This window comes from Gordonia sp. McavH-238-E (assembly GCF_022348225.1).
In the GTDB taxonomy this organism is placed as follows: domain Bacteria; phylum Actinomycetota; class Actinomycetes; order Mycobacteriales; family Mycobacteriaceae; genus Gordonia; species Gordonia terrae.
The window spans coordinates 141277-159223 of sequence record NZ_JAKRFE010000007.1 but is presented as its reverse complement, the minus strand read 5'-3'; the positions used below and the strand labels follow the sequence as shown (position 1 = coordinate 159223).

Genomic DNA, 17947 nt, shown 5'->3' with positions numbered 1-17947 from the left:
GATTCGAGGACAGACGGGAGATCGCCGGTGGAATCGACTGCGCGAGAGCACGACAGGGACATCGAACTGCGTGACCAGGTGGCCGCGCTGATGCCGCAGGCGAAGTCAGATCTCGCGGAGATGGTCGGCTTCCGGTCGGTGCACGATCCGCATCAGTTCCCCGTCGAGGAGTGCGACGGGATGGTCGACTGGCTGCTGGCGGCGTTCCGGGACGTCGGCGTGGAGGACATCGCCGCACACGTCACGAGCGACGGGAGCAAGGCGGTCACCGGATCGATTCCCGGCCCGGAGGGCGCACCGACCGTCCTGCTCTACTTTCACCACGACGTCCAACCGCCCCTCGGTGACGACGAATGGGATTCTCCCGTGTGGGAATTGACCGAGCGCGACGGTCGCTGGTTCGGGCGCGGAGCGGCGGACTGCAAAGGCAACATCGCGGTACACCTCACCGCGCTGCGGGCACTTGCCGGCCGGGCCGGGGTGACGGTGAAGATCATCGGCGAGGGCTCGGAGGAGCAGGGGACCGGCGGCCTCGAGGACTTCGCGAAACGGAATCCGGAACTGCTTGCGGCCGATGCCATCCTGATCGCGGACTCCGGCAACTTCGCCGTCGGGAAACCGAGCCTGACGACCACCCTGCGCGGTATCGCGAACATCGTGGTGTCCGTGGAGACGCTCGGGTCGGCCATGCACTCCGGGATGTTCGGCGGCGCCGCGCCGGATGCCCTCGCCGCCCTCATCTCGATGCTCGCCACCCTGCGTGACGAGCGCGGCAACACCACCGTCAGTGGACTCGACGCCGATGCCCGCTGGTCTGGGGTGTCCTACCCGCCCGAGCGATTCCGGGGCGATGCAACGGTTCTCGACGGGGTCGAACTGGTCGGATCGGGATCGGTGTCGGACATGGTGTGGGCGCGGCCGGCCGCCACGGTGCTCGGTATCGACTGCCCACCGGTGGTCGGATCGTCGGCGGCCGTGCAGCCGCGGGCGCGGGCGCGGATCAATCTCCGGGTGCCGCCGGGGATGGACCCCACGCATGCGCAGGACGCACTGATCGAGCATCTCCGCGGGGTCACGCCCTGGAACGCACGGGTGTCCTTCGAACGCGAGGCGGTCGGGGCGCCGTTCGTCGGGTCCACCAGCGGCCCGGCGTACGACACACTCACCGACGCGATGTCGACCGCCTACGGCAGTGAGGTGCTGATCCAGGGACAGGGCGGGTCGATCCCGTTGTGCAACGTTCTCCAGTCGCTGTACCCCGACGCCGAGATCATGCTCTTCGGTGTCGAGGAGCCGCGCTGCCTGATCCACGCACCCAACGAGAGCGTCGACCCTTCGGAGATCGAACGGATCGCGCTGGCCGAGGCCATCTTCCTGCGCGACTTCACCTACCGCTGAAGAGCTGCAGCAGCGCGTTTTTCAGCTCCGGTCGACTCGCGGCGACCAGGATGAACGCGGCTTCGCGGAACAGTCGCTCGGAATGACTCCCGCGCACGAGTGCGCGTCCGCCGTCCGCGGACACCAGCGCGGCGGCGGCGTCGAGTGCCAGGCGGGCGGCGTCGGCCCGGGCTGCCAGCAACGCGGTGGCATCCGCCATCCCGGCGTCGAGTGCGGTTCGCACGACGTCGGCGCGTTCACGCAGCGCACGGGCTTCACGGTCGTGCCCGCTGACGTCGAGCAGCGCGGTGCATCGGCGCAGGAGTCCGAACGGGAGGGTGCCGTTGAGCCGGACGCCGACGTTCTGGTTCGCGAAGAACTCCGCGAGGCCCACTCGGGTCACCACCCGATCGACGGGGACGATGAGGCCGTCGACGTGCAGCGACACCGTCTTCGTCCCGGCGGCAGCGGACAGGTCGACGGGTGTGGCCTGCACCGCGCGGGCCGACGAGCCGTCGAGGAGATCGGACATGCGCACGATCGCGGACACGACATCGTCGGTGCCGGCGTCGCGTGCCGAGATCTGCAGGAGGTCGAGGTCGCCCCAGCCGCTGACGAAGGGAGCGTGACCGGTGAGCAGCCAGCCGTCGGCGGTGGCCGTCGCGGACATCCGTGGCGGCGTGGGGACGACCCCGGCATAGGCGGCCCCCGCACGCAGTCGTCCGGCCACGGTCGCTTCGAGGAATTCCGCTCGTAGGTCGGCGTTCGTGGTCCGGGACAGGGCCAACACGACGCCGTGATGCTGAATCCAGGTGAAGGCGGTGGCGAGACAACCGCTGGTCAGTACCTCCAGGATCTCGGTGATCTGACCGAACTCGAGTCCCGGCCCACCGGCCTCGACCGGCGCGGCCATCCCGTACAGGCCGGCGTCGGCCAGCGCCTGCCAGTGCGCTTCGGGCACTGTGCCGGTACGGTCCACCTCTCCGGCCGCCGGGAACAAGACCTCATCGGCGATCCTGAGCGCGGCCGCCCGGAGCTCGACGCGTCGTGCGTCTGCGGCGTCGTCGGTGGTCACGGTTCTCACCCTACGACGCGTGCTCCCGCCGGCCTCCAGAGTTGGACGTCTGACCCGGTCTGGCGCCGCCCTGGCTCACGGAACCCGTCGTGGCGCAGCACGATCCCGGGACCAGAATCCTTGAAAGTGGGACCAAAGGCCCAAGACCGGCGACGTGAGCGTCGATAAGCTCGTGTATCGGGTGGGAGCAGTCTTCGTGTGGAAGGAACCCAGGTGACCGCAATCCTCAATGGTCGGGACGTGCAGTCGATACGCGTAGTGCCGGAATCGAATTCGGGTGCTCCGCGGTCGGATATGCGGACGAGTGAGCGGTACTTGCGCGCCGCGGTCACCGACCTCATCGAGCGCAACTTCCGTGATCCCGACTTCAGCGTCGAGATCGTCGCCCGGCACCTGCACGTGAGTCGCCGGCACCTCTACCGGGTCCTCGCCGGCGGCACCACCTCGCTCGCGGAGATGATCGCCGACCGCCGCCTGGAATGGGCCCAGGGATTGCTCATGGGGCCGGGCAATCTGAAACTCGAGGCCATCGCGCACGCGTCCGGCTTCGCCTCGACGGCGACGATGCGCAACCGTTTCCGGTCGAAGTTCGGGTGCACCCCCGACGAGTTCCGCCGCACCGCGCCGATGCCCGGGCCGGACGCCGAGGCAAGCTGAAAAAGCTCCGGCGCAAACACTTTCGTGCCTGCGCCGGAGTCTGTGGTCATCGTCTGACGGTGGCCGTCACACCGTGCACAAGGGCGAGTAGTCGCTGCGTCCGCCGGTGGTCGGAGACACCAGGAAGGTGCACGGGTTGTACCCGACCTTCTCGATCTCCTTGGTCAATCGACGCAGCTCCGAGTTGGGGACCACCTTGTCGCGGGAGAGCAGAAATCCCGATCCCCGGGTGGGATCACCGACGATCGCATACCGGTAGGGGCCGGTCGGGTTCGGGCCGTCCTCGAGATAGGCGACGATGTAGTTGGGCGCGCCGCCGGGGTTGATGCTGCCCGGGGTCTGCGGGAAGCGAACGCTCAGTTGCGCATTGGTCTGCGGGTCGACGACGGTCGCGCGCCCGACGACGCCTCCGCGCATGCCGGTGGGGCCGGTGCACTGGTTGTCGACGCCGATCGTCGTGGCGTCGATGTAGGTGTAGGTCGCGCTGGTGTCCCGGGCGCAGGTGACGCCGAAGAACGACGGCACTGTCGCCAGCTGCCACCACTTACCGAGGTAACGGTCCACCTCGACCTTCGCCACGGGGGCCAGCGGCGCCGCTTGCGCCGGGCCGGCTCCGGATGCGAAGCCGACGCTGAGGACTACGCCTGCGACAAGGGCTGCAAGGGACCGGGTGATGCGCATGGTGTTCCTTTCGGGCGAAACGTCGTCGCGCGGCTCTCGAGGTGGAGCAGCGTCACCAGACGATTCGGACCGGATGCGCGTCGTGGATTGGTCGGTCCCCGCAGCCCTCGTCTCAGCGAAGTGTTCTCACTGCGTCAGTGGCCGGTCGGTCACAGGTTGTATTCGTTGGTGGGATTCCAGGTGGAGACGGCCCAGATCACGATCAGATCCAGGACGATGATCAGGATGGCCCACGCGGGGTAGTAGGGCAGCCACAGGAACTGCGCGATGATCGACAGCGACGCGATGATGATCGCGGAGATGCGCGCCCAGTCGGCGCCCACGGCGAGGCCACCGGCGACCAGGACCCCGACGATGCCGAGGATCAGGTGGATCCAGCCCCAGGTGGTGAGGTCGAACTGCCAGATGTACTGGGGTCCGGCGACGAACAGTTCATCGTTGGCGATGGCTGAGATGCCCTGGAAGATCGAGACCAAGCCGGCTACGAAGAGCAGCGCGGCGGCTACGATCGCGATCCCGAATGCGAAACCCTGCTTGGCAGACGAGTTGGCCTGCTGATCCGGGGAAGCGCTCATGGTTGGCGTGTCCTTTCAGTGGTTGTACGCCGACTCCCTGGTCCCGACCGACGGCGCGGCGGCACTGGTACGGATGGACCACAACAAGAATGAGGTGCGGGAGGCACTTTCGCACAGCATTCGAGCCAGACCGGGCACATCTTTGACCAGGCGATTTAGTACTCGACCACAGTGGGGTATAAGCTATCGCAGGCTACACACGGGGTGTGGCGCAGCTTGGTAGCGCGCTTCGTTCGGGACGAAGAGGTCGTGGGTTCGAATCCCGCCACCCCGACGCAAGGTTGAGATTGCAGACGAGACCCTGACCGGAGACATCCGGTCGGGGTCTCCTCGTTTCTGCAGGTCGCCGGGTCACTCCGGCTCGTCCTCCGAGGAGAGCCGACCACCGATGTGGGCCAGAATGATCGGGTCGTCGGTGAGGACGCGGTCGACTTCCTCGCCACCGTCGCAGCGGAGCAGGCCCAGCGTCACCCCGGCCGGTCCGTGGTGGACCACCCGCCACGACGCCCCGGAGTCCTCCCAGCGCAGCAGGTCCTCGAGGGTCATCCGGGGGCGACGCTCTCGGCGCGGTTCAGCTGACGCGCGAGGTCGAGCAGATCCGTGGCGTGGTAGTCGTTGTCCGGCGAACCGGAGTCGTCTTTCTCGTCCCCGCCCCACTCATCGGGCCGCTCGATGAACGCCGTCCGCAGTCCGAAGGACCGGGCGGCGTCGAGATCGCTCTGGTGGGTTGCCACCATCATCACCTCGGCTGGTTCGACCTCAAGGAGATCGGCCAGCCCGCAATAGGTCTCGCGCGCCGGCTTGTAGTGCCGCCAGAGGTCGGAACCGCCGATGACGTCCCAGGGGAATCCGTTGTGCCGGGCCATGTCGGTGAGCAGGGCGACGGTCCCGTTGCTCAGCGCGCAGATGATGTGATCGCGTTTGAGGCGCCGGAGGCCGTCGGCGGCGTCCGGCCAGCCGGGGATCGTCCGCCAGGCACGGACGAGAGAGCGGGCCTGCGCGTCGTCGAGCGACACGTCGTGCAGTGCGGCGACCTCCTGCAGGGTCTCGGTCTGCAGATCGTCGAGGCGGCGCCACGGCAGCTCGCCGGATTCGACGCGAGCCAGGATCGGCGAATACCGGCGCCGCCAGTCCTTGGCGAACGACGCGGCGTCGACACCCGGGACGGTCTCGCGGACGGAGTCGGAGATGCCGGTGAACCAGTCGGTGACCGTTCCGAAGGTGTCGAAAGCGAGGACCTTCACACGGGGATGAAGGTCAGCGCTCACATGGTCTCCCGGGCCAGCTGCGGCAGCGACTGGTCGGCGTCGTAGTCGGCGTCGCCGTGGGACACGGGCGTGAGGGTGAGAAGGCTGGCCTCCGGACGGCAGCAGAAGCGTGCCGGAGCGTACGGCGAGGTACCCAGGCCGGCGCTCACGTGCAGTTTCATCGAGGAGCCCCAGCTCGACGGGCCCTTCACCCGGGACCGATCGAGCTGGCAGTTCGTCACCAGCGCGCCGAAGTACGGCAGACAGAGCTGCCCACCGTGCGTGTGACCGGCCATGACCAGGTCATAACCGTCGGCAGCGAACCGGTCGAGGACCCGCGGCTCGGGCGAGTGGGTCAGACCGAGCCGCAGATGGGCCAGTGGGTTGGGGCGTCCGGCGATCGTCTCGTAGCGGTCCCGCTCGATGTGTGGATCGTCGACGCCGGCCGCGACGACCCGTACGCCGCTGACCTCGAGCTCCCGGACCGTGTGCGTCGCGTCGAGCCATCCACGTTCAGTGAACGCGGCCCGCAGGTCCTGCCACGGCAGCGGCTCGCCCTGCGTGCGCTGGTGGTCTTTCTTGAAGTACTTGAGCGGGTTCTTGGGCTTGGGACCGAAGTAGTCGTTGGACCCGAACACGAACAGGCCGGGCCGCGACAGCAGGCCGCCGAGCGCCTGGATCACCGACGGGACCGCCTGCGGGTGCGCGAGATTGTCTCCGGTGTTGACGACGAGGTCCGGTTCGAGCGCCTCGAGCTCGGCGATCCACGCCTGCTTCAGCCGCTGGCCGGGCATCATGTGCAGATCGCTGATGTGCAGGACCCGCAGCGGGGAGGCGCCGGGTTCGAGGACCGACAGCGTCGTGTGTCGCAGCGCGAATGCGTTGCGCTCGATCACCGTCGAGTAGAACAGCCCGGCCGCGGCGAGTCCCGCGGCGCCGGCCAGAGCGCGGACGGGTACCCCGGAACCGGACGGACCGAGGCGGGGGATGCCGAGGCGTGCGATGTCGAGTTCGGAGTGCTGCATCCCCCCAGGATACGCATCCCGCGCGCCGGTTCCGCCCCCGTTTCCCCGGCGGCGCGGGCGGGTCGTCGACCGTCCGATCGCGATCAGCCCGGGAGCTGGATCACCACCGGTCCGACGCCGGGCACGACGACCGTCGTCTCGGTGGGACCGCCGTCGTCGCCACCGGCACGGCGGCCGTTGCTGACGTAGATCGTCACGGTGCTGCCGGGCATGGCCGAGTCGGACGGCGCGGTGAAGACCACGGTGCCCTGCGGACGTCCGCTGTCGACGTCGAGTTCGCTGACCTTGAATCCGGCGCCTTGCAAGCGCGACGTGGCCTCGCTCGCAGGGAGGCCGCTGACCTGCGGGATGCGCCCTCGATCGCTCCCGTTCCAGTACTCCCGATCGACCGGGGGCAGGTTGACGGGACCGAACTTCGTCGCTACCGGCTTGACGGCCTGGAACCACGTGCGCGCGGGTTCCATACCGCCGTAGAGGTCGCCGTCGTAGCAGGACCGCAGCGGGCTGCTGCACACGCCCTGCGGGTTGGGGCCGTCGCTGTAGACGTATGCGGCACCGGCGATCTGGTTGGTGAAGCCCACGAACGCCGACGAGCGGTGCGCCTCGGTGGTACCGGTCTTGCCCGACATCGGCAGGGTCCAGCCCGCCGAGCCGGCCGCACCGGCCGCGGTGCCGCCGCCCACGTCGTCCTTGCTCATCGCGTTGGCGAGGGTGTGCGCGAGTCCCTCGTCCACGACCTGCTCACACGGGGGAGGGGTGAACGGGACCGCGGTCAGGGCGCGCTGGCCGTCCGGTCCGATGACCGGGTTGCCGTACTGGTCCCGCTTGATCCGGCTGATCGCCCTGATCGGGTTCGGCGGGCACCACGTGCCGCCCGACGCGATGGTCGCGGCGACATTGGCGAGCTCGAGACCGTTGAGCGGTAGGGGGCCGAGGGTGAAGGAGCCGAAGTTCCCGTCCTTGACGTACTGGGCCATGCTCTTCTCGCCGTAACCCGACGATCCGGGGATGGTGTACGAGCGCAGGCCCAGGCGAACGGCCATGTCGACCGCGGGCTTGACGCCGACCTGCTGGAGCAGCTTCACGAACGCGGTGTTCGGCGACTGCGCCAGGGCGTTGGTCACCGACATCGAGGCCGGATACCGGCCGTCGTTCTTGACGCAGTAGGCGTTGACGGGACAACCGTTGGCCCCACCGCTGTTGCCCATGCCCTCCACGGCGATGGAGCCGGGGACGGGGATGTTGGATCCCGCGCCGAGACCCTTCTCCATCGCGGCGGCGACGGTGAAGATCTTGAACACCGAGCCGGCGCCGTCGCCGACCATCGAGAACGGCTGGGGTTGCATCGTCTCGCCGGCGCCGAGGTCGAGGCCGTAATCGCGGCTCGACGCCATCGACAGCACGTCGTGCGACTTCTTGCCGGGGCGCAGCGTGCTCATCACGTCGGCGACACCGTCGGCGGTCGGGCTGGCCTGTGCCTTGACCGCCCGCACGGTGGAACGCTGGACCTCGGGGTCGAGCGTGGTCTGGATGATGTAGCCGCCGCGCAGGACCGAGTTGCGGGACATGCCGTTCTCGGCCAGGAACTGCAGGGCGTAGTCGCAGAAGAAGCCGTTGTTGTCCGCCGCGATGCATCCCTGCGTCGGGGTCTGCGGGCGCGGCAGCACGCCGAGCGGCTTCTCCTTGGCCGCGATCAGCTCGTCACGTCGTTCCGGGAAGTTCTCGATCATCGTGTCCAGCACGACGTTCCGGCGGGCGAGGGAGGCCTCGGGGTTGGAGTACGGGTTCAGCGCGGAGCTGGACTGGACCATACCGGCGAGCAGCGCGGCCTGCTCGACCCGGAGGTCCTTGGCGGGGATGCCGAAGTAGGTCTGCGCGGCGGCCTCGATGCCGTAGGCGTTGTTGCCGAACGGCACCACGTTCAGGTACCGGGTGACGATCTGCTTCTTCGCCTCCTGCTTGGCAGCGGCGTCGTCGAGTCCCTTGTCGCGCTTGGCCTGATCGATGAGGGTCTGCTCGAGGGTCAGCGCCATCCGCACCTCGCGGAGCTTGCGCGCGGGCGTGGTCTCCACCGCGGCCTGGCGATCGGCCTCGGTCCGGGCGAGCACGAGGAGCTGGTAGTTCTTGATGTACTGCTGATCGAGGGTCGACGCACCCTGCTGGACCTCGCCCGACGACGAGTTCTTCAGCGCGGCACGGATGGTGCCCTTCCAGTCGACGCCGTCGTGTTCGAGGAACCGTCGGTCCTCGACCGAGATGATCGCGCGGATCATGTCGGGCGAGATGTCGTTGTAGCCCACCTGATAGCGGTACTGGTCGAACAGCACCGCGATCGGCTTCCCATCGACATCGGTCATCGTGGTGACCTCTGGCAACGTGCCGTTGAGGAGTTCGGAGGACACGTTCTCGACCGCGGCCGCCGCTCGGTTGGAGACGACCCCGATTCCGCTGGCCACGGGATAGAGCAGACCGGCGACGAGAACTCCGGCCAGCAGGCTCGCCCACGCCAGCGACCACAGTTTCTTCGACATCACCCCGACAGGATACGTGCGTTCTTCCCGAACACCTCCCTGCACTCGCCCGCGGCGACGACGATGACCGGGTCGACCGGAGTTCCCGGGGCGGCGGGGTGCGTCCGCGCGACAGGGTGATCGCGGACCGTCCGAACGGATGAGTTTGCACGGTTGTCCCACTTTGTTGCTTCCAGGGGTTGCGCCCCCCAGCACAGATCCCTAGATTGAGTGCAGAATGTGACTCACTTAACAGTTCGCTGCGAATGTGGCTTGAGCAGCGAGGTTGAGACGTTCTCGCAGCTACGCAGATACGACAGGTAGGGGTGGCGGATGGCGACAGCGGCAGTTTCCAACGAAGAGGATCGCTTGGCGTGGGTTGCTCAGGCGCGGTGTAGAGGGGGAGACCCCGACGATCTGTTCGTGCGAGGCGCGGCCCAGCGCAAAGCCGCCACGATCTGCCGCCACTGCCCGGTGCAGCTCGAATGCGGCGCCGACGCGCTCGACAACCGTGTCGAGTTCGGCGTGTGGGGCGGATTGACCGAACGCCAGCGCCGTGCACTCCTCCGCCAGCACCCCGAGGTCACATCCTGGTCGGCGTTCTTCGCCGCGCAGCGTCGGCGCCACCGCGACGCGGTCTGAACTCAGGGGGAGCAGTGATCAGCCGCGGCCGGTGATCTGCTCGGCCACCGCTCGCAGCGCGGTCACGTCCGCGACCTCGAACGGCAGCGCCGGCACCCCGACGATCGGTACCCGCGGATGCGACGCCGTGAATCGTTGCAGCAGATGGAGTTCGCGTTTCCCCGTGGCCGCCCGATCGGCGTGAATCCGGAGGACTCCCCGGGTGAGGTCGTCGGTCACCGAGTCGAGGGCGACCAACGCGGCCTCCTCGTGGATCGACGTCAGGTTCGGATGGGTCCGGTTGAGGATCAACCCGGCGAGCGGCATCGACTCCTCGGACAGGCGGTCGACGAAGAACGCGGCCTCCCGCAGGGCGTCGGCCTCCGCGGCGGCGACGACCGCGAACTGGGTGCCCGGCTGCTTGAGCAGGGCGTAGGTCTTCGCGGCACGGTCCTGGAAGCCGCCGAACATCGAGTCCAGCGACTGCACGAACATCGCGACGTCGCGGAGCATGTCGCCGCCGATGATCGTCGCGACACCGCGCATGGCCAGGCTCATCGCGCCGGTGACCATGCGGCCGACCCCGCGGCCGCCGCCGACCAGCACCTTCATCAGGCGGCCGGAGAGAAACGAACCCAGTCGCTGTGGCGCGTCGAGGAAGTCGAGCGCGTTCCGCGACGGCGGGGTGTCGACGACGATCAGATCCCAGTGGTCCTGTTCCAGCAGCTTGCCGAGCTTCTCCATCGCCATGTACTCCTGCGTGCCGGAGAACGACGAGGCCACGGTCTGATAGAAGGCGTTCTCCATGATCGCCTCGGCCCGCTCGGGGGAGGAGTACTCGAGCACCATCTCGTCGAAGGTGCGTCGCATGTCGAGCATCATCGCGTCGAGCGTGCCCTTGCCGTCGATCGCCACCGGTTGCGGATCGTTGGTGAGTTCGGACATCCCGAGGGACTGGGCCAGACGCTTGGCCGGGTCGATCGTCAGCACCGCCACGGTCCGGCCCTGCTCGGCGGCGTACATGGCCATCGCGGCCGCGGTGGTCGTCTTGCCGACTCCGCCCGCGCCACAACAGATCACGACGCGCGTCGACGGATCGGTGAGCACCGAGCCCATCTTGAGGTCGAGTGGCATCACGCACCCGCTTTCTGGAGGAGGTTGGCCAGCTCGTAGATGGATCCCAGGTCGACGCCGTCGCCGAGGGACGGGAGTTCGAGCGTCGGCAATTCGACCTCGTCGAGCTGCGCCTTGGCGATCTGCTGCGCCTGCAGCCGGGTCGCGTGCTCGATGGTCTCGGTGAGCAGGCCGGCCAGATCCCCGTCGGCGAGCTTGAGTCCGGCCGCGGTCAGGCTGTCCTCCACTCGCCCCGCGTCGATCCGGCCCTCGGCGATCTCGTCGATCACGTCGGAGGGCAGATGGGGCGCGCTCACGCGGTTGATGACGAGGCTGCCCAGAGTGAGGTTCTTGCCCCGGAGCTCGTCGATGGCCTCGATGGTCTCCTGGATCGGCATGGCCTCGAGGAGCGTCACGAGGTGGATGATCGTCTCCTCCGAATGCAGGAGCCGGACCACGCCTTCGCTCTGGTTGCGGATCGGGCCGGTCTTGGCGAGATCGGCCATCGCCTGCGTGACGTCGAGGAAATTCCCGATGCGTCCGGTCGGCGGGGCATCCACGACCACCGCGTCGTACACACGGTTGCCCTGCTTGTCGGTGTGGATGATCCGCTCTTTGATCTTGCCGGTGAGCAACACGTCGCGAAGGCCGGGAGCGACGGTCGTGACGAAGTCGATGGCACCGATCCGCTTCATCGCGCGGCCGGCGAAGCCGAGGTTGTAGAACATGTCGAGGTACTCGAGCAGGGCATGCTCGATGTCGATGGCCAGCGCGGACACCTCGCCGCCGCCCTCGGCCGTCGCGATGCGGGTGTCGGTCGGCGGCAACGGCGGGATGTCGAAGACCTGCGCGATGCCCTGGCGTCCCTCGGTCTCGACGAGGAGGACCTTCTTGCCGTCGGCGGCCAGCGCCAGCGCCAGCGCGGCCGCGACCGTGGTCTTGCCGGTGCCGCCTTTGCCGGACACGAAGTGCAGGCGGGCGCGGGCGGCGGCCGCAGGCCACTCGTTCCCACCCGCGACGGACGAAGCGTCTGTCGCACCGCTGCCGGAAGCGTCGTCTGTCACGCCGGAATCGAGCGACTCACCCGACCCGGATCGCGAGCCCTGTTCATTGGCCACGGCAACACCTTATCCATTCACCGTCGCCAGATAGGGTGAGTCCATGAGTGAAGTGACCGCGTGGGAATACGTGACCGTGCCGCTGCTGACGCACGCCACGAAGCAGATCCTCGATCAGTGGGGCGCCGATGGCTGGGAACTGGTTTCGGTTCTGCCCGGTCCGACCGGCGAGCAGCACGTCGCGTACCTGAAGCGACCGAAGGGCTGACCATGGCGACCACGTGGACCGATCGTCTCGTCGAGCTGGGCATCGAGCTGCCGTCCGTGGTGCCGCCGGTGGCGAGCTACACCCCGGCGGTGCGCACCGGCAACCTCGTCTACACCTCGGGTCAGCTGCCCGTCGTCGACGGCGAGCTGTCGGCGCGCGGCAAGGTCCACGAGGGCGCCGAGGGCATCGTTCAACCGGAGGATGCGACTGCGGCAGCCCGGGTCTGCGCGCTCAACGCACTGGCGGCGATCGACGCGCTGGTCGGGATCGACTCGATCGTGCGGGTGATCAAGGTCGTCGGGTTCGTCGCGTCCGCCCCCGGTTTCACCGGTCAGCCCGGCGTGATCAACGGAGCCTCGGATGTCCTCGGCGAGATCTTCGGTGACGCCGGGGTGCACGCCCGCTCTGCCGTCGGTGTCGCCGAACTGCCGCTCGGTGCGTGCGTCGAGGTGGAACTGATCGTCGAAGTGGCCTGACGTCCGCCTTGGACGTCGCACTCCTGATCGCCGCGGCCGCCGCGGCGGGCTGGGTCGACGCCGTGGTCGGCGGCGGTGGACTCGTCCTGATCCCGGCGATGTTGATCGTTCAACCGGGGTTGCCCACCGCGACGGCCCTGGGAACCAACAAACTCGCGGCGGTGTTCGGCACTGCGTCGGCGGCATGGCGCTACACGCGTCATGTCCGGGTCGATCTTCGTCGGCTGATCCCGGTTTTCGTCGCGGCGCTGTTCTTCTCGGCGCTCGGTGCAACGGTGGCCGTGGCCCTGCCCACCGAGATCTTCACGCCGATCGTGCTGGTGATGCTGGTGTGCGTCGGACTGTTCGTCGCGCTCAACCCGGGCTTCGGCGGTGACGCGTCGGCGGGCCCGCGCTCGCGCGTGTCGACGATCGCCGGTCTCGTGGTGGCCGGCGTCGTCGTCGCCTTCTACGACGGGGTGATGGGACCGGGGACCGGCACGTTCCTGATCATCAGCCTGACCGCGCTGGTCGGTACCAGCTTTCTGGAGAGCTCGGCGATGGCGAAGGTCGTCAACACCGGCACCAACCTCGGTGCGCTCACGGTATTCGGCCTGCAGGGAAATGTCCTGTGGCTGTTGGGGTTGGGGTTGGCCGTCGCCAACGTCATCGGCGCCCAGATCGGATCCCACATGGCGATCGGACGGGGTAGTTCGTTCGTGCGGTGGGTCCTGCTGGCCATCGTCGTGGTGATGGTGGGGAAGCTCGGGTACGACCTCATCGCGGGGTGAACGCCGCCGGGCGTCGCAACAGGCGGGTGGAACGGCTCCGGCCGATCTATGCTCTCCTCGTCGAGCCCGCGGCGGACGGGCCGTGACGCGGCTGTCGTGGAGGCGGTGCACCATGGGCGATTCGGCGACTTCGGAAACCGCGGCTCCGCTGTCGGGCAAGCAGCGGGTGCTCGCGCTGCTGCTCGCGATGGCGATGTTCGTTCTGGTCGTGGACACCTCGTTCATGAACGTGTCGATCTCGGCGGTGGTTCGCGATCTCGACACGACCGTGAGTGGGGTGCAGTCGGCGATCGCCCTGGAGGCACTGGTGTCCGCGGCGTTCATCCTGATCGGCGGCAAGGTCGGCGATCTGATCGGCCGGCGGCGGGCGTACGTCATCGGATTGCTGGCCTACGCCGTCGGCGCATCCGCCATGGCCCTCGCGCAGGGACTCACGACGATCATCGTCTTCTGGGCGATCATCGGTGGGATCGGGGCGTCGCTCCTCCTTCCCGCGATGCAGTCGCTTGTACACGGCAATTTCCAGGGCGACGATCAGAAGCGGGTGTACGCCCTCGTGGGCGCCGCGGCGGCGATCGCGGCCGCGGTCGGCCCGCTGTTGGGCGGATTCATCACGACGTACCTCTCGTGGCGCCTGGCCTTCGTCGCCGAAGTCGTGATCATCGCCATCGTGTTGTGTGGAATCGGTTTGGTCCGCGATGTCGCGTACACCGGGCCGCGCGGAGTCGACCCGATCGGAGCGCTGCTGTCGGTGCTGGGGATGGGCGGGATCGTCTTGGGGATCCTCGTCTGGCAGGAGGGCGGTGAGGCGGTTGGCATCCTGCTCGTGGTCGGAGCCGCGGGTCTGGTCGGCCTCACCTGGTGGTTGATTCGCCGGCGCCGCGCCGGCCGACCCACTCTCCTGGACCCGGATCTGTTCCGCTCGAGGCCGTTTCGTCTGGGCGTCAGCCAGCAGCTACTCCAGCAGATCGCACTCGGCGGCATCATGATCTCGCTGCCGATCTATCTCCAGATGGTCCTCGAGTACGACGCCATGGAAGCCGGGCTGTCACTGGCACCCTTGTCGCTCAGCATGTTCGTGGTCGCGTTGCTCGCCGGGCGGCGGACGCACACCCGGCCCCCGTCGACGATCGTGCTCGCCGGTTTCGGGCTCCTCACGCTCGGTGTCGCCGTCCTCCTCCCGATCGTGCCGCGGGCGGATTTCGGTTGGGGTCTGATCGTGCCGCTGATCGTGGCGGGTGCCGGTCTGGGACTGCTCGTCTCGCAGCTGAACGACTACACGCTTGGGCCGATCAGCGACGAACGCGTGAGCGAGGCCGCCGGGACGAACTCTGCGGCCGGGTCATTCGGATTGTCCTTCGGTCTGGCGAGCGCAGGCGCGATCTTGCTGGCGTCGCTCGCCTTCGGATTCGTCCGCGAGGCGGAGTCCAGTGCGGTCCTGGCACCCGCGGAACAGCAACAGGTGGCTCGAGTACTCGACGACGACGCGCAGGTGATGAGCAACACGCAGCTGACCGAGTTGCTGGCCGGTCAGCCCGCGGACGTTCGCGACGAGATCATCCGCATCAACACCGAGGTGCGACCGGTCGCGCTCCAGGTGGCACTCGTGATCCCGTTGGCCGCGGGCGTGCTCGGCACGGTCAACGCGCTGCGGATGAGAAGCGGGGCGGGTCGGCGGCGATCATGAGTTCGCTTGTCGCCCTGCAACGGCGAACCGTCGTGCTGCTCTGTGTGGCCCAGGTCCTGGGCGGGTTGTCGATGGGTGGGGCGCTGGCGCTCGGCGCGATCCTCGGTGAGGAACTGTCGGGGACGGACTCGCTGGCCGGTCTGCCGACCACTGTGGTCACTCTCGGTGCGGCTGCCGCGGGCCTCCCGCTGGCGTCCCTGGCAGCCGGGCGCGGTCGTCGTCCCGCGTTGACCACCGGTCTGCTGATCGCCGGATTCGGGACCCTGACCGTGGCGGTGGCGGTCGACCACGGTTGGTTCGTGCTGATGCTCATCGGCATGGCCGGACTGGGGTCGGGCAGTGCGGTGAGTCTGCAGGCGCGGTTCGCCGCGACCGATCTGTCGTCGCCGGGAACACGGGGGCGCGATCTCTCACTCGTGGTGTGGACGACGATGGTCGGCGCGGTGATCGGACCCGCGGTCGTCCCGCTCGGTGCGACCGTCGCGGGGTGGTTCGCGATGACCGAGCTGTCGGGTCCGTTCCTCGTCGGCGCCGCGGGGTGTTTCGGCGCCGCCGCCGTGCTCTTCGTCGGGTTGCGTCCCGACCCCCTCGTCGTGGCGATCGGCGCGACCGGTGGATCGCGTGCCAGAGTGTCGCTGGCCGAGGGGTTCTCGGCGATCGTGCACACACCGCCGGCCCGCGCGGCGATGGCTGCGGTGGTGTCGGCGCATGCGGTCATGGTCGGGGTCATGGCGCTGACGCCGGTCCACATGCATCACGGCGGCGCCTCGGTGACCCTGGTCGGTCTGTCGATCAGCGCGCACATCGCCGGGATGTACGCGCTCGCACCGGTGATGGGACTGCTCTCGGACCGGGCGGGGCGAGTCCCGGTCATCCTCGGCGGTCAGGCGGTACTCGTCGTCAGTTGCGTCGTCGGCTTCGTCTTCGCGGAGTCGCAGACCGGCCTCGTCGTGGCCCTGGTCCTGCTCGGCATCGGATGGTCGGCGTCTACGGTCGCAGCGTCGACGTTGCTCACCGACAGTGTGGACACCGCACGACGTGCACCGGCGCAGGGCGTTTCGGATACCTCGATGAGTCTCGCCGGAGCGGCCGCGGGCGCGCTCGCCGGGATCGTCGTCGGTGCCTTCGGATACCCGGCGCTGGTTCTCGGTGCCGCGGTGATCGCGGTGGTGACCGCGGCCTACGTCGTGCTCGACGGTGTCCGCGACCGGCGTCGGACCGTGATGGCCTAGGGTTCGACACACTGCTCGGGAACACAGGGGAGGCCGTCGGATGACAGCGTCGCAACTCGTCGGGCGTACCGGAACGGTGACGATGTCGATACCGGGCGGTGAGGTTCTCGGGGAGATCGAGTTGCCGTTGGCAGGCGGAACCGAGAGGTTCCTGGCACGCGCCGTCGAACCGATCGGGTTCGACGCGCCCGTACTGGTGATCGCCGAACGGCCCGGCCGAATCGTCGACGTCGAACCGTGGATGCCGGTCCCGGGCACGGCGGACCGAACCATGTGAACAACCGATCGTCGAAACGTCCCGGATGAGGCAGGATCTGACGTCGACACCTACCGCCTGCCTCTCGAGGAGAGACCATGCTCGGCTACTACGTTCCCGAACCCGACGAGGCGATGCTGATCTCCGGCGCCAAATCCGAGGCCGACAACGCGCCGTTCGTCGTGGTGGTGGGGCACGGCAAATGGGTCATGCCCTTCTTCCGGAAGGTCCGTTTCCTGTCGATGGCATTGCACGAGGCGACGATTCGCGAGGTGTGCGTGACGACGCAGGGCATCCAGCTGAACGTGCGGGCGGTCATCGCCCACAAGGTCGGCAACGACGTGGCGTCGATCGTGAATGCCGGACAACGGTTCATCTCCGAGCAGGAGAACGAGATGAACCAGCTGACCGGACAGATCTTCTCGGGCCATCTGCGGTCCATCGTGGGCTCGATGACCGTCGAACAGATCATCCGCGAACGCGACACCCTGGCCCGTCAGGTGCTCGATGCCTCGAAGCGCGAGATGGGATCGATCGGCCTGGTCGTCGACTCGTTCCAGATCCAGTCGATCGACGACATGGACTCCGGTTACATCAATGCGCTGGCCGCTCCCAACATCGCCAAGGTGCAGCGCGAGGCCGCCGTCGAACGGGCTCGCGCAGACCAGGAGTCGGCCAAGGCGCAGCAGGAGTCGCTGCGCAATCAGGCCGATTACGAGCGGGAGACGGCGATCAAGCGGGCCGCGATCAAGGCCGAGACCGACAAGGCCAATGCCGAAGCCGCCCAGGCCGGTCCACTCGCGCAAGCCCGCGTCAACCAGGAGGTCATCCGTGAACAGTCCGTGCTCGCGCAGGCGCAGGCCGAACTCCGTGAGCAGGAACTGATCTCGGAGGTCGTGAAACCGGCCGAGGCCGAGGCGCTGCGCCGCCAGATCATCGCCGAGGCGGAGGCCAAGGCGGTCGAGATCCAGTCGGCGGCCGCCGCGCAGCACAATCGGATCGCCCTCGACCAGCAGCTCATCGAGGCCCTGCCCACGCTCGTCGGCGAGGTCGCCAAGGGGCTCAGCACCGCGAATCTCACCGTGTACAACGGCGCCGAAGGGGTCAACGAGATCATGACCGGTGTGATCACCCAGGGTGCCGCGCTCCTGCGGAGTCTGCAGGATCAGGTGGCGCCGACGTTGGTCGACGGATCCGCCGACGAGCATCACGTGAACGGCACCCAGGTCCGCGAGAACTGATCGGGCCGTTCGGCTCGGCGTGGTCGGATCGTCGGGCTTCGCCCGGCCGTCCGGGCCGAGTCGATAGGCTCGGAGACC

Annotated in this window: 19 protein-coding genes and 1 tRNA gene; 11 read left to right on the top strand and 9 right to left on the bottom strand. The window is 68.2% G+C overall.

The window, feature by feature from the left end; all coding sequences use genetic code 11:
- The first annotated feature begins 27 nt into the window (after positions 1-27).
- Complete coding sequence (locus tag MHN80_RS12305) at positions 28-1398, top strand: dipeptidase (RefSeq protein WP_239401965.1); 1371 nt, start codon at positions 28-30, stop codon at positions 1396-1398.
- Here the strand turns inward: MHN80_RS12305 and MHN80_RS12300 are convergent.
- Positions 1385-2452 carry an acyl-CoA dehydrogenase family protein gene (locus MHN80_RS12300; RefSeq protein ID WP_239401964.1) on the bottom strand — a complete coding sequence of 356 codons (1068 nt, stop codon included), beginning with the start codon at positions 2450-2452 and terminating at the stop codon, positions 1385-1387. The genes MHN80_RS12305 and MHN80_RS12300 overlap by 14 nt on opposite strands.
- Before the next feature lie 213 nt (positions 2453-2665).
- Here MHN80_RS12300 and MHN80_RS12295 point away from each other — a divergent pair, with 213 nt between their 5' ends.
- A complete protein-coding gene (locus MHN80_RS12295; RefSeq protein ID WP_239401962.1) occupies positions 2666-3109 on the top strand; it encodes a helix-turn-helix transcriptional regulator in 444 nt (147 codons plus the stop codon).
- A gap of 66 nt (positions 3110-3175) precedes the next feature.
- Here MHN80_RS12295 and MHN80_RS12290 read toward each other — a convergent pair whose 3' ends face one another.
- Both MHN80_RS12290 and MHN80_RS12285 read right to left on the bottom strand, forming a co-directional pair.
- Positions 3176-3790 (bottom strand): lipocalin family protein, encoded by a 615-nt coding sequence (locus MHN80_RS12290; RefSeq protein WP_239401960.1) that lies wholly within the window; start codon positions 3788-3790, stop codon positions 3176-3178.
- 149 nt (positions 3791-3939) lie between these two features.
- A complete protein-coding gene (locus tag MHN80_RS12285) occupies positions 3940-4365 on the bottom strand; it encodes a hypothetical protein (protein WP_004023358.1) in 426 nt (141 codons plus the stop codon).
- A gap of 200 nt (positions 4366-4565) precedes the next feature.
- Here MHN80_RS12285 and MHN80_RS12280 point away from each other — a divergent pair.
- A tRNA-Pro gene (locus MHN80_RS12280) sits at positions 4566-4639 on the top strand.
- 77 nt (positions 4640-4716) lie between these two features.
- On the opposite strand, the gene MHN80_RS12275 is transcribed toward MHN80_RS12280, so the two are convergent.
- The 4 genes from MHN80_RS12275 to MHN80_RS12260 form a co-directional block, all read right to left on the bottom strand.
- Complete coding sequence (locus tag MHN80_RS12275; RefSeq protein WP_004022074.1) at positions 4717-4911, bottom strand: hypothetical protein; 195 nt, start codon at positions 4909-4911, stop codon at positions 4717-4719.
- Positions 4908-5633: a haloacid dehalogenase type II gene (locus MHN80_RS12270; RefSeq protein ID WP_239401958.1), complete on the bottom strand. Its 726-nt coding sequence runs from the start codon at positions 5631-5633 to the stop codon at positions 4908-4910. The genes MHN80_RS12275 and MHN80_RS12270 overlap by 4 nt, the downstream gene beginning before the upstream one ends.
- On the bottom strand, positions 5630-6637 hold the full coding sequence (locus MHN80_RS12265; protein ID WP_004022076.1) for a metallophosphoesterase: 1008 nt from the start codon (positions 6635-6637) through the stop codon (positions 5630-5632). Before MHN80_RS12265 ends, MHN80_RS12270 begins: the two co-directional genes overlap by 4 nt.
- Before the next feature lie 83 nt (positions 6638-6720).
- On the bottom strand, positions 6721-9168 hold the full coding sequence (locus MHN80_RS12260) for a penicillin-binding protein (protein WP_239402179.1): 2448 nt from the start codon (positions 9166-9168) through the stop codon (positions 6721-6723).
- A gap of 312 nt (positions 9169-9480) precedes the next feature.
- On the opposite strand from MHN80_RS12260, the gene MHN80_RS12255 reads away from it, so the two are divergent.
- Positions 9481-9789, top strand: coding sequence for a WhiB family transcriptional regulator (locus MHN80_RS12255; RefSeq protein WP_004022078.1), 309 nt, complete (start codon positions 9481-9483; stop codon positions 9787-9789).
- 18 nt (positions 9790-9807) lie between these two features.
- Here the strand turns inward: MHN80_RS12255 and MHN80_RS12250 are convergent, their stop codons facing one another.
- Positions 9808-10902 (bottom strand): ArsA family ATPase, encoded by a 1095-nt coding sequence (locus MHN80_RS12250; protein ID WP_004022079.1) that lies wholly within the window; start codon positions 10900-10902, stop codon positions 9808-9810.
- Positions 10902-11999, bottom strand: a complete 1098-nt coding sequence (locus MHN80_RS12245) for an ArsA-related P-loop ATPase (protein WP_239401956.1) — start codon at positions 11997-11999, stop codon at positions 10902-10904. Before MHN80_RS12245 ends, MHN80_RS12250 begins: the two co-directional genes overlap by 1 nt.
- Positions 12000-12042: 43 nt before the next feature.
- Between MHN80_RS12245 and MHN80_RS12240 the strand changes: the two genes are divergently transcribed.
- The 7 genes from MHN80_RS12240 to MHN80_RS12210 all read left to right on the top strand — a co-directional run bounded on the left by MHN80_RS12240 (position 12043) and on the right by MHN80_RS12210 (position 17869).
- Positions 12043-12207: a DUF4177 domain-containing protein gene (locus MHN80_RS12240; RefSeq protein ID WP_004022081.1), complete on the top strand. Its 165-nt coding sequence runs from the start codon at positions 12043-12045 to the stop codon at positions 12205-12207.
- 2 nt (positions 12208-12209) lie between these two features.
- The gene (locus MHN80_RS12235) at positions 12210-12683 is read left to right on the top strand and encodes a RidA family protein (protein ID WP_101821005.1); all 474 of its coding nucleotides are present in this window, start codon (positions 12210-12212) and stop codon (positions 12681-12683) included.
- Positions 12684-12691: 8 nt separating this feature from the next.
- Positions 12692-13453, top strand: a complete 762-nt coding sequence (locus tag MHN80_RS12230) for a TSUP family transporter (RefSeq protein WP_239401954.1) — start codon at positions 12692-12694, stop codon at positions 13451-13453.
- 112 nt (positions 13454-13565) lie between these two features.
- Complete coding sequence (locus MHN80_RS12225; RefSeq protein ID WP_239401952.1) at positions 13566-15140, top strand: MFS transporter; 1575 nt, start codon at positions 13566-13568, stop codon at positions 15138-15140.
- Positions 15137-16372, top strand: coding sequence for an MFS transporter (locus MHN80_RS12220; RefSeq protein ID WP_239401950.1), 1236 nt, complete (start codon positions 15137-15139; stop codon positions 16370-16372). Before MHN80_RS12225 ends, MHN80_RS12220 begins: the two co-directional genes overlap by 4 nt.
- A 40-nt stretch (positions 16373-16412) precedes the next feature.
- Positions 16413-16649 carry a hypothetical protein gene (locus MHN80_RS12215; RefSeq protein ID WP_004022086.1) on the top strand — a complete coding sequence of 79 codons (237 nt, stop codon included), beginning with the start codon at positions 16413-16415 and terminating at the stop codon, positions 16647-16649.
- 77 nt (positions 16650-16726) lie between these two features.
- Positions 16727-17869, top strand: coding sequence for a flotillin family protein (locus MHN80_RS12210; RefSeq protein ID WP_239401948.1), 1143 nt, complete (start codon positions 16727-16729; stop codon positions 17867-17869).
- Positions 17870-17947 lie beyond the last annotated feature (78 nt).

What these genes read in the sequence shown, in the direction of transcription:
- MHN80_RS12265 (WP_004022076.1), bottom strand. Translation starts at nt 6,637, where the DNA reads ATGCAGCACTCCGAACTCGACATCGCACGCCTCGGCATCCCCCGCCTC.
- MHN80_RS12285 (WP_004023358.1), bottom strand. Translation starts at nt 4,365, where the DNA reads ATGAGCGCTTCCCCGGATCAGCAGGCCAACTCGTCTGCCAAGCAGGGT.
- MHN80_RS12225 (WP_239401952.1), top strand. Translation starts at nt 13,566, where the DNA reads ATGGGCGATTCGGCGACTTCGGAAACCGCGGCTCCGCTGTCGGGCAAG.
- MHN80_RS12240 (WP_004022081.1), top strand. Translation starts at nt 12,043, where the DNA reads ATGAGTGAAGTGACCGCGTGGGAATACGTGACCGTGCCGCTGCTGACG.
- MHN80_RS12210 (WP_239401948.1), top strand. Translation starts at nt 16,727, where the DNA reads ATGCTCGGCTACTACGTTCCCGAACCCGACGAGGCGATGCTGATCTCC.
- MHN80_RS12220 (WP_239401950.1), top strand. Translation starts at nt 15,137, where the DNA reads ATGAGTTCGCTTGTCGCCCTGCAACGGCGAACCGTCGTGCTGCTCTGT.
- MHN80_RS12255 (WP_004022078.1), top strand. Translation starts at nt 9,481, where the DNA reads ATGGCGACAGCGGCAGTTTCCAACGAAGAGGATCGCTTGGCGTGGGTT.
- MHN80_RS12250 (WP_004022079.1), bottom strand. Translation starts at nt 10,902, where the DNA reads ATGCCACTCGACCTCAAGATGGGCTCGGTGCTCACCGATCCGTCGACG.
- MHN80_RS12235 (WP_101821005.1), top strand. Translation starts at nt 12,210, where the DNA reads ATGGCGACCACGTGGACCGATCGTCTCGTCGAGCTGGGCATCGAGCTG.
- MHN80_RS12215 (WP_004022086.1), top strand. Translation starts at nt 16,413, where the DNA reads ATGACAGCGTCGCAACTCGTCGGGCGTACCGGAACGGTGACGATGTCG.
- MHN80_RS12260 (WP_239402179.1), bottom strand. Translation starts at nt 9,168, where the DNA reads ATGTCGAAGAAACTGTGGTCGCTGGCGTGGGCGAGCCTGCTGGCCGGA.
- MHN80_RS12275 (WP_004022074.1), bottom strand. Translation starts at nt 4,911, where the DNA reads ATGACCCTCGAGGACCTGCTGCGCTGGGAGGACTCCGGGGCGTCGTGG.
- MHN80_RS12290 (WP_239401960.1), bottom strand. Translation starts at nt 3,790, where the DNA reads ATGCGCATCACCCGGTCCCTTGCAGCCCTTGTCGCAGGCGTAGTCCTC.